14 protein-coding genes are annotated in these 10,390 nt (G+C 28.3%); 4 read left to right on the top strand and 10 right to left on the bottom strand.

Annotation, left to right across the window (positions count from 1 at the left end):
- Positions 1 to 7: 7 nt before the first annotated feature.
- Genes KIB46_RS11705 through KIB46_RS11715 form a run of 3 tightly spaced genes read right to left on the bottom strand, consistent with a single transcriptional unit; the run spans position 8 to position 1,999 of the window.
- The gene (locus KIB46_RS11705; RefSeq protein WP_156561935.1) at positions 8 to 1,009 is read right to left on the bottom strand and encodes an ATP--guanido phosphotransferase; all 1,002 of its coding nucleotides are present in this window, start codon (positions 1,007 to 1,009) and stop codon (positions 8 to 10) included.
- Positions 990 to 1,532 (bottom strand): UvrB/UvrC motif-containing protein, encoded by a 543-nt coding sequence (locus KIB46_RS11710; protein ID WP_291672078.1) that lies wholly within the window; start codon positions 1,530 to 1,532, stop codon positions 990 to 992. Before KIB46_RS11710 ends, KIB46_RS11705 begins: the two co-directional genes overlap by 20 nt.
- Before the next feature lie 11 nt (positions 1,533 to 1,543).
- Entirely contained in the window at positions 1,544 to 1,999 is a 456-nt protein-coding gene (locus KIB46_RS11715; protein ID WP_156561933.1) for a CtsR family transcriptional regulator, read from the bottom strand.
- A gap of 155 nt (positions 2,000 to 2,154) precedes the next feature.
- On the opposite strand from KIB46_RS11715, the gene KIB46_RS11720 reads away from it, so the two are divergent.
- Positions 2,155 to 2,814: an MBL fold metallo-hydrolase gene (locus KIB46_RS11720; RefSeq protein ID WP_291672081.1), complete on the top strand. Its 660-nt coding sequence runs from the start codon at positions 2,155 to 2,157 to the stop codon at positions 2,812 to 2,814.
- Positions 2,815 to 2,855: 41 nt separating this feature from the next.
- Here KIB46_RS11720 and KIB46_RS11725 read toward each other — a convergent pair whose 3' ends face one another.
- From KIB46_RS11725 to tmk, 6 genes are all read right to left on the bottom strand, one after another.
- Complete coding sequence (locus KIB46_RS11725; protein ID WP_027099142.1) at positions 2,856 to 3,026, bottom strand: 4Fe-4S binding protein; 171 nt, start codon at positions 3,024 to 3,026, stop codon at positions 2,856 to 2,858.
- A 96-nt stretch (positions 3,027 to 3,122) separates the two neighbouring features.
- On the bottom strand, positions 3,123 to 3,329 hold the full coding sequence (locus KIB46_RS11730; RefSeq protein WP_156558607.1) for a heavy-metal-associated domain-containing protein: 207 nt from the start codon (positions 3,327 to 3,329) through the stop codon (positions 3,123 to 3,125).
- Positions 3,330 to 3,341: 12 nt separating this feature from the next.
- Positions 3,342 to 4,247, bottom strand: a complete 906-nt coding sequence (locus tag KIB46_RS11735) for a stage 0 sporulation family protein (RefSeq protein WP_291672085.1) — start codon at positions 4,245 to 4,247, stop codon at positions 3,342 to 3,344.
- Positions 4,248 to 4,249: 2 nt separating this feature from the next.
- Positions 4,250 to 5,179: a DNA polymerase III subunit delta' gene (locus tag KIB46_RS11740; RefSeq protein ID WP_291672087.1), complete on the bottom strand. Its 930-nt coding sequence runs from the start codon at positions 5,177 to 5,179 to the stop codon at positions 4,250 to 4,252.
- A 20-nt stretch (positions 5,180 to 5,199) separates the two neighbouring features.
- Positions 5,200 to 5,529, bottom strand: coding sequence for a cyclic-di-AMP receptor (locus tag KIB46_RS11745; protein ID WP_049180647.1), 330 nt, complete (start codon positions 5,527 to 5,529; stop codon positions 5,200 to 5,202).
- A gap of 82 nt (positions 5,530 to 5,611) precedes the next feature.
- Complete coding sequence (gene tmk / locus KIB46_RS11750) at positions 5,612 to 6,238, bottom strand: dTMP kinase (RefSeq protein WP_156558604.1); 627 nt, start codon at positions 6,236 to 6,238, stop codon at positions 5,612 to 5,614.
- Between the two features lie 183 nt (positions 6,239 to 6,421).
- On the opposite strand from tmk, the gene KIB46_RS11755 reads away from it, so the two are divergent.
- Positions 6,422 to 7,576: a M20 family peptidase gene (locus tag KIB46_RS11755; protein ID WP_156558603.1), complete on the top strand. Its 1,155-nt coding sequence runs from the start codon at positions 6,422 to 6,424 to the stop codon at positions 7,574 to 7,576.
- Between the two features lie 21 nt (positions 7,577 to 7,597).
- Here KIB46_RS11755 and KIB46_RS11760 read toward each other — a convergent pair whose 3' ends face one another.
- Positions 7,598 to 8,086: a hypothetical protein gene (locus tag KIB46_RS11760; protein WP_291672092.1), complete on the bottom strand. Its 489-nt coding sequence runs from the start codon at positions 8,084 to 8,086 to the stop codon at positions 7,598 to 7,600.
- A 270-nt stretch (positions 8,087 to 8,356) separates the two neighbouring features.
- Here KIB46_RS11760 and KIB46_RS11765 point away from each other — a divergent pair, with 270 nt between their 5' ends.
- Positions 8,357 to 9,301, top strand: coding sequence for a magnesium transporter CorA family protein (locus KIB46_RS11765; protein ID WP_291672094.1), 945 nt, complete (start codon positions 8,357 to 8,359; stop codon positions 9,299 to 9,301).
- A gap of 75 nt (positions 9,302 to 9,376) precedes the next feature.
- Positions 9,377 to 10,297 (top strand): LD-carboxypeptidase, encoded by a 921-nt coding sequence (locus KIB46_RS11770; protein WP_291672095.1) that lies wholly within the window; start codon positions 9,377 to 9,379, stop codon positions 10,295 to 10,297.
- Positions 10,298 to 10,390: the final 93 nt, after the last annotated feature.

Raw genomic sequence — 10,390 nt, forward strand, 5'->3', positions numbered from 1 at the left:
CCCATAATTACTTTAACAATTCTTGTATCAATATAGCTCTTTCAGCCTTTTTCTCTTTATTTGTTAATGATCTACCTAATTTATTTTGTATAGCATCATCATTTGTATAAACAAGAAGCTTGTTCAAGACATCTTTATTTAAGTCTAGGACATACATCTCTACTCCTAATCTTACATATGATAATAACTCTACTAGTTCTTTATAAGACATTAACTTAGCATTTTTTAATATTCCGTAGGCTCTAAATATCTTATCTTCTACTTCATATTTACATTTATTAATTACTATATCTCTAAACTTAATCTCTTCTTGTATAATATTCTCAACTACCCCCTCGAGATTATTAATTATCTCATCTTCAGTTATACCTAAAGATATTCTATTTGAAACTTCATATATATTACCATCTGCATATACTTGATTTATAGCCATTCCTAACTGACTTAACCCCTTTGAAATATTAGTAATTTCTTCACTCATTGATAATGCAGGTAAATGTAGTATTACTGATGCTTTCATCCCAGTACCAACTTTACTAGGAGTAGCTGTTAAATATCCAAAATCTTCGTGAAAAGAATATGTTATATCTTCTTCTATTAAATCATCAATCTTATTAGCAACTTCATATACTTCTTTTAAATTCATTCCTTCAGTAATACATTGTATATTTAGATGATCTACTTCATTAATCATTATGCTAATTGTTTCTTCTTTATTAATAATTAAAGCTGCTCTATCTTTTCTCTTAACTAATTCCTTAGTTACTAAAAGTTTTGCCTCATATGACTTTATATAATCAATATGATTATCCCAAAACTTTATTATTTTTAACTCTTCATCATCTAGTTTGTTAAAAATAACATTAGCTAATTTATCTACATTCTTTTTAGCGTTCTCTGCCTCTAGTTTGTCTGTAAATAAAACTCCTTCTAAATTTCTAGCTAAGGATAGCTTACTACACAATATTAAATCATCACTCTGGGCCTTACTATAAATCCAATTTCTCATCTTTGCCCACCTCTGTTCTAGTATTTTCTATATCTTTTATCTTATCTCTTAACACAGCAGCTCTCTCATATTCTTCTTCTAAAATAGCTTTTTGTAGTTCCTTTTTTAAATTAACATACTTCTTCTTCTCAACAAGCTTAACCCCTGAACGCTTTGGAACCTTTCCTATATGCTCTAAATCCCCTTGTATTCTTTTAAACATAGGTCCTAAATAACTAGAAAAACTCCCATAACATTCATCACAACCTAATTGTCCACTAGCCTTAAATTGAGAATACGTCAATCCACATTTTTTACATATAACTTCTATTTTATTTTGTTTATTTTTATCAATGGATTCAAAAAAACCACTTAAAATATTAGGAATAGAATTGGCATCTATATTTCCTAATGAACCAACTAAAGGAATATCAGAAATTTCTTTAGCACAACTTTCACAAAGCCTTACTTCCGACTTCTCTCCATTGATTAATTTAATTAAATGTATTGTTGCTACTCTCTTATTACATTTCTCACATAACATAAATATCACCCCTATGATAATATGACCATAACCATCCCTTTAAGAATATCTGCTCTAGATTTATTCTTTTCTTCTATAGAAATTAAAGATCTATCATTAATAGCAATCTTCATAATCTCTTTTTCTCTTTCAGTAATCATATCTAATTCATATAAATTTTCTATTATAGATAATGCATTATGGTATGTAATTGATGAACCTATAGCATCATATATTAATCTACTTCTTTGTTCTGTACCATCATAAGTTAATTGTTTTATTATTATATGGCCACCGCCACCTCTTCTACTTTCTATAACATAACCTTTATCAGAGGTAAATCTTGTAGTTAATACATAGTTAATTTGTGATGGCGCACATCTAAATTGATCAGCCAATTCATTTCTTTGTATTTGAACTTGATCACCACCATTCTCATTTAGCATTTCTTTAATAAAGCTTTCAATTATATCTGAAAGTCTTGCCATAATATCACCTTCTTAAACGTTGTTCTTGACTTACTTTGACCTATAGTTAAATAATAATATTAATTCATATTATTATCAAGGCATAATATTACTTCCTAGTTTAGTTTTTATAAAATACGGCATAATATACTTATAACTATTTAGGAGGTTTTTGTATGATTATAAGATGGCTAGGAGAATCTTGTTTCTTAATTCAAGTATCAAATGGTAGAAGAGTTTTATTAGATCCTTTAAATCTTACAATAAGTAAAATATCTAGCCTAACCCCAAGTATAATTACATTAAGTCATAATTACCTTAATATAGCTAAAAGCTCTATGCCAATATTAAGAAACTGTAATACAGTTAATACTTTGGGGATATATAAATTTTACGATATTTTAGTTACTGGATACCAAGGATATCACGATAATCTATACGGGGTAAAAAGAGGTGAAAATATTATTTACTCTACAGAAATTGAAGGAATTAAACTATGTCATCTAGGTCATATTGGACATAATCTTTCAACTGATCTTATATCCACTTTATCAGATATAGATATATTGTTTATACCTATAGGTGGACACTTTACAATTAATAGCTCCCAAGCTTTAGACTTAATAGATATTATTAAACCAAAGTATATTATTCCAATGTATTATCGAAACTCCAATTGTACAAAGTTCTTAGATAGTCCTAAAGACTTTTTTATTAATTCTAAAAAAATCACTATAATAGATAAAGATTATATAGATACTAATACATTAGACAGCTCTTCATGTTTAAATACATTAATAATCAAAGATAATTCTAATTACATAAATACTATATAAGAAAAAAGATCGTCATAAAATGACGATCTTTTAAGTATAAATTATTCTGCGTTTGGTGCTCCTACTGGACAAACATTTGCGCAGTTTCCGCAATCGATACAAGTATCTGCATCTATAACGAATTGAGTATCTCCTTGGCTTATAGCCTCAACTGGACATTCTGCAGCGCAAGCTCCGCAGTTTACACATGAATCATTAATAACGTATGCCATGAAAAACACCTCCTAATATTTATGATAATTACACCATATACATTTTAACATGTTTCCATAACATTTAAAAGTAATTTAAATAAAATTAACTTCTATCTAACTTACTACCATATATCCCAGAATTTCAATAGATTCAATAATCTTATCTAATGTAACAAAACTTTCATTATATATTAATTGGATTTCTTTTTTATCCAAAGAAACTTCACATGCTATAACACCTTCATTACTTGCTATAGCACCTTGAATATTCATAGCATCAGATGATTTATTCATATCATAGATCTTAATAATTGATTTCATATAGAAATCCCCCTATTTTTCATTAATTAAATCTTTAATAAGACTTTTATCTTCTTCTGATTCAATTTCTAATTTAATTTCTTTTTCATCTACCGAATCTTCATAACTACCTGAAATTAAGTTTACATTTTCTATCTTAAATTCTTCTATTACCTCTTCATCGCCTTTTCTTAATTTAACCTTAATAGCTTCTTTAACTGTATTATTACTAACAACTTCACCCTTGCCATCTTCAGTTTGAACTACAGAACCAACCTTAGGTAATCTTTTTCTAATATCCTCATATGTGCTTTGCTCATAATTTAAACAACACATTAATCTACCACATATTCCTGATATCTTTGTAGGATTTAAAGATAAATTCTGTTCTTTTGCCATCTTTATAGAAACAGAAGTAAAGTCTCCTAAAAACGAAGAGCAACACATTGGTCTACCACAAGGCCCTAATCCACCTAACATTTTAGCTTCGTCTCTTACACCAATTTGTCTAAGTTCAATTCTAGTTTTAAATATTGTCGCTAAATCCTTAACTAGTTCTCTAAAGTCTACTCTTCCATCTGCTGTAAAATAGAAAATCACCTTATTATTGTCAAATGTATATTCTACATCTATTAACTTCATCTTTAGCCCATGTTCTTCTATCTTAGAGATACATACATTTAGAGCTTCTTCTTCTTTGTCTTTATTTTCTTTATGCTTAGCTATATCATTTTCGTCAGCTATCCTTAATACACTTTTTAGAGGCGGAATTACATCCTCTTCTTTTATCTCTTTAATCCCTATTACGCATTCGCCAAACTCAACACCTCTTGCTGTTTCAACAACTACATAATCTCCCTTATTTATATTTAATTCATTAGGTCCAAAATAATATATTTTCCCTGCTTTTTTGAACCTTACTCCTACTACTTTTATCATTATTACCCCTCCGAAAGTCCCATAAGCATTACACTTATGACCATTGAATAATTTGCATTATTCCTTATATTTATTCTTGCTTCTCTAATCTTCTCTAACATTGCACTTAACTTTTTATACGACTTATTACTAGAAAACCTATCAATATCTTCTAACTTATCAATGTTCATTATCATTTTTTTATCTTGTAGTTCTTTATATACTATAATATCCCTAATAAGTGATTCTAATATATTTAAAACTTCTTCTTTGCTATCTTTAAAAGAATCAAGTCTTTTTTCATAATTTAAAACTATATTATTACTTCTACTATCAATATCAGTTAATAAATCTATAATACAATTTCTTAATAAATTAAGCTTTTCATCATTTAATATTCTTTCTGCTCTTCCTGGAATTCCCTCACCATATGCTATAGCAGATAAAACCTTATTTTCATCAAAATTTCCTAATCTGCTAATATATCTACTAACCTCATCCTTGCTTAAAGGTGTTAATTTATATATTTGACATCTAGATTTTATAGTATCCAACATTAACTCTATACTATCAGTTAATAATATTATGTATACTCCTTTGGGAGGCTCCTCAATGGTTTTTAACAAAGCATTTTGTGCTTGAACAGTAAGCTTATTTCCTTCATGTATAATGACAACCTTTTTATCTCCTTCATATGGCCTTTTCATTATCTCTTCAATTATTCCTCTTACATCATCTACTCCAAACGAAGCTTTCTTAGCTCTATAGTGAATTATATCTATATAATCTTTATCTATTTCTTTATTTAATATTTTCAAAGCAAATTTCCTAGCTAAAATACTCTTACCTATCCCATCTGGTCCAACAATAAGGTGAGCATGTGAAAGAGTACCTTTATCTACACGTTTGTTAAATCCTTCTAATATGTCATTAAATCCAATAAATTCTTCCACAAAATCACCTCTTTTATAATCTACACTCTTAAAAATTGATCAACATCAATTACAAATATTGTTGCTCCCCCAACTTCAACCTCTATTGGGTATTGCATATAAACACCTGGGCCTCCTGTTAATGGAGATGGTGAAGCTACAACTTCTGTTCTCTTTTGACAAACATCTTTTATTAAACCTATAACTTCATCTACACGTTCTTTCTCTACACCTATCATTAATGTTGTATTGCCAGACTTTAAAAATCCACCTGTTGTTGCAAGTTTTGTTACTCCAAACTTTTTCTCTGTAAGTGTATCAATTAAATCTAAAGCATCATCATCTTGTACAATAGCAATGACCATTTTCATAATACATCCCTCCTAAACTTCAATTCCCTATATATTTATATTTTATCATAAACTTAATTCTATTTTACATAAAAACAAGTTTTTACCCTATATGTTTTAATATTATTTCTTTAACGTCCTCAAATACCTCTTCAATTGATTTAGATGCATCAATTTTTATCATTTTATCGTTTGTTTTTAATACTTCATTATATCCTTCTCTAACTTTATTATGAAATTCTAATTTTTCTTTGTCTAATCTATTTACCTCTCTACTAGAGTTCTTTTTTATTCTATCCAATCCTATAGAGGGTTCTATATCAAATAGTATAGATAAATCTGGCATATATTCACCTATTGCAAAGGAATTTATTTTATATATTTCTTCTATTCCGTATCCTCTTGCATATCCTTGATAAGCTAGTGAAGAATCTATAAACCTATCACATAAAACTATCTTTCCTTCTGTTAACGCTGGTATTACTTTCTCCACTAAATGTTGTCTTCTTGCAGCTGCAAAAAGTAAAGCTTCTGTTTTACCATCCATTTTTTCATTTTCAGAACTTAATATTATTCCTCTTATCTGTTCAGAAATTTTAATGCCACCTGGTTCCCTAGTTTTAACTACATCCCTATTCTCTTCAAGTAGCCAATTATATATTTTTTCTAATATTGTACTTTTACCAGATCCTTCTCCGCCCTCAAATACAATAAATAATCCTTTTTTCATTATTAATAACCTCTTTCGTTATCTATATTAGTAATGTTATTATATCATCTCTTACAATAAATTCAAAAGCATTATAATCCAATATTATCCTTATAAGCTATTATATATTCATCTTGCTTTCATAATATTTTTCCTATATTAAGATAAAACTAATATAAATAATATATATTAGGAGGTTTTATTATGAAACAAGAGATGATATCATTTCTAACCGAACACTTTAATGACATAAAAAATATATGTGAGTATTTATATAAAAATCCTGAAGAAAGCTACAAAGAAGAAAAATCATCTTCATATATTTGCGAAGTATTAAAAAAATATAACTTTAATATTAAAAAGAATTATTTAGATATTCCAAATTCATTCTATGCTAGTAAGGGAAGTGGATATCCTAAGATATGTTTTCTTTGTGAATATGATGCTATTAAAGAAAAAGGACATATAACAGGGCACAATGCATTAGCTGCAATATCTATTGGTGCATCTATTTCCGTAGGGGAAATAGTAGAACAGGCTAGTGGAACAGTTATTATTATAGGATGCCCCGGAGAATATCTAGGAGGAACTAAACTTACTTTAGTAAAGCAAGGAGTTTTTGATGATATAGATGTAGTTATGGAGTGTCATCCTTATAACACCACCGCTGAAAGTGGTACTTCATCAGCTATTATTCCTCTTAACATAAAATTTATTGGAAATAGCGGATTAAGTTTTCTAAGTAAAGATGAATATACTTCACTAGACTGCATATTATTAACTTTCAATATTCTAAACTTCTTGTTAAAGGGTTTCCCTAAAGATGTAGAAGTTAATTACATACTATCAAAGGGCGGATATACTCCTTTACTAACACCTTTGGAATCTGAAGCAAAGTTCTATATTCGTGCTAAGGAATTCGAAATGGCGGAACTTGCAGAAAACAAACTACGTGAAATAGTAAGATATGTTTCCAACTTAACTCACATACCAAATAAGATTTCATTATATGAATCCTATAACGAAGAGCTTATAACAAACAGAACTCTTTCAAGAATATTCACCCACAATTTAAAAGAAAATGGAATTATAAATATAGGTTCACCTATTGATGTTTATGCAGGACTCAGCATTGGAGCTGTTAGTAAAAAAGTACCTACAATTCACCCTTATATATCTATAAAAGATGATGAAAATATTAAATATGGTTCAACTGATTTTGCCCATTGTACAATATCTGAATATGCTTTTGAACAGATACATAAAGCATGTGCTTCATTAGCATGTACAGCATTAGACTTAATTGAACGTGAAGACCTTCTTCAGGAAATAAAACAAGAATTCTATAATAAAAAATAGAGCAAGACCTGCTCTATTTTTTTAAACTGCTTTTTTATATTTTGCTATTCTTCTCATAAAATCTTCACTTGGTTCAAAATTAAATATACTTACTTTATTCTCCTTCTTATATACACAATAAACTTTATCATGCCCAAACAGTTCGCAACTATACTTTCCTGTGCATTTTAATCTATATTCCTTTGGTATGTCCTTCCTTTTACCTAGATAAAGAATATCAGATAGTTTAATGCTTTCTAAATTAGTTTCATTTCCATGAGATATTTTATTAATAATTAGCTTGTCCGCTATTAACGAATACTTATACGCAATCTTACAACTAAGATACTCTAATATTATAAAAATAATTGTAAATACCAATAATGTAAATTCACATACCTTTAAAACAAATACGTTCTCAATTCTTAATGCTTGTATTCCTTCTACAATGTATAACACACAAGTAATTAATAAAAGTATTAAAGCGATAACATGTGTTCTTTTTCGCTCAACTACTTCTTTATGCATCATAATATTTTCCCCCAGATAATAAGTAATTCTAAGACGATAATTGTGATTATACATAGCTTTATTAAATTAATCCATATCCAAATTATTTGATAATCTATATTAATATTCCATATTTCCTTCTTTATCTGATTTATTAACTAATATCATAGTAAACGTCTATTTTACTATGCTTTATTGCTCTTTTTAAAATGATAACCTTTTTATCCTTTTACTTTAATTATTATTTATAAAATAGTATAATAAACATGTATAAAATAGGAGGTCTTTAATATGATTCAGATATATAAAAGTTCCAGTGAGAATAATTCTTCTCTTACTCTGCTAGATAATATTGAAACTGGATGTTGGATAAATGTAGTTGCACCTTCTGACGAAGAACTACTTCTTATATCTAAGAAAACTAGCGTACCTCTTGAATTCTTAAAAGCTCCATTAGATGATGAAGAAACTTCAAGAATTGACATAGAAGATGGTAATATGATAGTTATAGTAGATATTCCTTTTACAGAGATGGAAGATAACTCACTAACGTATGATACATATCCTTTAGCTATTATACATACAGAAAACTTCCTTATAACAGTGTGTTTAAAGAATAGTAAAGTTCTTACTGATTTCATAAATGGTAAAATCAAATCATTCTTTACATTTAAAAAATCAAGATTTATATTACAGATATTAAATAGAATATCTACATATTATCTTTTATATCTAAGACAAATAGATAAGAAAAGTTTAATGATTGAAAAGAGACTCCATAAATCTATGAAAAATAGAGAACTTATACAGTTACATTCTCTAGAAAAATCACTGGTTTATTTCTCTACATCCTTAAAAGCTAATGAAATTACCTTAGAAAAGCTACTTAAAGTTGAAGTAATGCAAAAGTATTCTGAGGATAAAGATGTATTAGAAGATGTTATAATTGAAAATAAACAGGCTATAGAAATGACAGAAATATATAGTAACATATTAGCTAGTACTATGGACTTCTTTGCTTCAGTTATTTCTAATAACCTTAATATAGTAATGAAAATTTTAGCATCTCTTACTATATTAATGGCTATACCAACCATAATGTCTGGTATATATGGTATGAATGTAGACTTACCTTTTCAACAAGAACCATACGCATTCTTGTTAGTTATGGGGATAACATTTAGTATTTGTGGATTAGTAGCATTTATATTATACAAAAAAGATATGTTCAGTTAACACATTTATACTTAAAGCATAAAATATAATAAAAACAAAAGAGAGCATTACTGCTCTCTTTTTTTGGAGGTTTTTATGTTAAAAGGTAAAAAGCTTACTTCAGCATCTACAATTGGAGTTATTGCTCCTGCTTCACCTGAAAATAAGGATAAAATTGATAAGAAGATCTGTGAATTTAAAGAATTAGGTTTTAAGATAAAGTTAGCCCCTCACCTATATAATAAATATGGACATCTAGCTGGTTCCGATATTGATAGGGCAAATGACTTACATGATATGTTTTTAGATTCATCCATTGATGGAATAGTATGTCTTAGAGGAGGTTACGGCACATCCAGATTAATATCTTATTTAGATAAAAAAGTTATACTACAGAATCCTAAATTCTTCTGTGGATATAGCGACATAACTCTCCTACTTAACTATTTTGCTAACTTAGGTCTAATCACCTTTCATGGTCCTATGATAACATCAGACTTTAGAGATGAACTCACAAAAAGGTACTTTTTAAAAACATCTACTTGCAATACTAAAAATTTCTCATATGATTTATTAGATCTAAATCCAAATATATCTACATATAACTTATCTTCATTTAAAGGTAGATTAGTTGGTGGAAACTTATCTATTATTTGTTCATCACTTTCAACTAAATACGAAATCAACACAAAGGATTCTATATTATTAATAGAAGAAGTTAATGAAGCTCCCTATTGTATTGATCGAATGCTTACACATTTAATAAATAGTGGAAAAATATATGATTGTAATGGCATCATTATAGGACATTTTACCGATTGCACACTTCCTAATTATGATAGAAGTCTTACTACTGATGAAGTTATACTTAATCGTCTTCTGCCTCTTAATATCCCTCTTATTATAGGTATGCCTTTAGGCCATAGCTATCCTAATATAACAATACCTATAGGTTCTCGAGCTTACTTCAATGATAAAAACATGAAGTTAACTATTAAAGATAACTTTTTATTATAAAAAAGGTGTAGCGGATATTTATTTTGCTTGTTCCGTCGCAAGCTCCAAGTCACATCAAAACAAATATCCACCCCACGCGTACTAAAGGTAAGG

The sequence above is a fragment of the Clostridium sp. genome, from assembly GCF_018372875.1.
Taxonomy (GTDB): Bacteria; Bacillota; Clostridia; order Clostridiales; family Clostridiaceae; genus Clostridium.

What these genes read in the sequence shown, in the direction of transcription:
- KIB46_RS11705 (WP_156561935.1), bottom strand. Translation starts at nt 1,009, where the DNA reads ATGAGAAATTGGATTTATAGTAAGGCCCAGAGTGATGATTTAATATTG.
- KIB46_RS11710 (WP_291672078.1), bottom strand. Translation starts at nt 1,532, where the DNA reads ATGTTATGTGAGAAATGTAATAAGAGAGTAGCAACAATACATTTAATT.
- KIB46_RS11715 (WP_156561933.1), bottom strand. Translation starts at nt 1,999, where the DNA reads ATGGCAAGACTTTCAGATATAATTGAAAGCTTTATTAAAGAAATGCTA.
- KIB46_RS11720 (WP_291672081.1), top strand. Translation starts at nt 2,155, where the DNA reads ATGATTATAAGATGGCTAGGAGAATCTTGTTTCTTAATTCAAGTATCA.
- KIB46_RS11725 (WP_027099142.1), bottom strand. Translation starts at nt 3,026, where the DNA reads ATGGCATACGTTATTAATGATTCATGTGTAAACTGCGGAGCTTGCGCT.
- KIB46_RS11730 (WP_156558607.1), bottom strand. Translation starts at nt 3,329, where the DNA reads ATGAAATCAATTATTAAGATCTATGATATGAATAAATCATCTGATGCT.
- KIB46_RS11735 (WP_291672085.1), bottom strand. Translation starts at nt 4,247, where the DNA reads ATGATAAAAGTAGTAGGAGTAAGGTTCAAAAAAGCAGGGAAAATATAT.
- KIB46_RS11745 (WP_049180647.1), bottom strand. Translation starts at nt 5,529, where the DNA reads ATGAAAATGGTCATTGCTATTGTACAAGATGATGATGCTTTAGATTTA.
- tmk (WP_156558604.1), bottom strand. Translation starts at nt 6,238, where the DNA reads ATGAAAAAAGGATTATTTATTGTATTTGAGGGCGGAGAAGGATCTGGT.
- KIB46_RS11755 (WP_156558603.1), top strand. Translation starts at nt 6,422, where the DNA reads ATGAAACAAGAGATGATATCATTTCTAACCGAACACTTTAATGACATA.
- KIB46_RS11760 (WP_291672092.1), bottom strand. Translation starts at nt 8,086, where the DNA reads ATGATGCATAAAGAAGTAGTTGAGCGAAAAAGAACACATGTTATCGCT.
- KIB46_RS11765 (WP_291672094.1), top strand. Translation starts at nt 8,357, where the DNA reads ATGATTCAGATATATAAAAGTTCCAGTGAGAATAATTCTTCTCTTACT.
- KIB46_RS11770 (WP_291672095.1), top strand. Translation starts at nt 9,377, where the DNA reads ATGTTAAAAGGTAAAAAGCTTACTTCAGCATCTACAATTGGAGTTATT.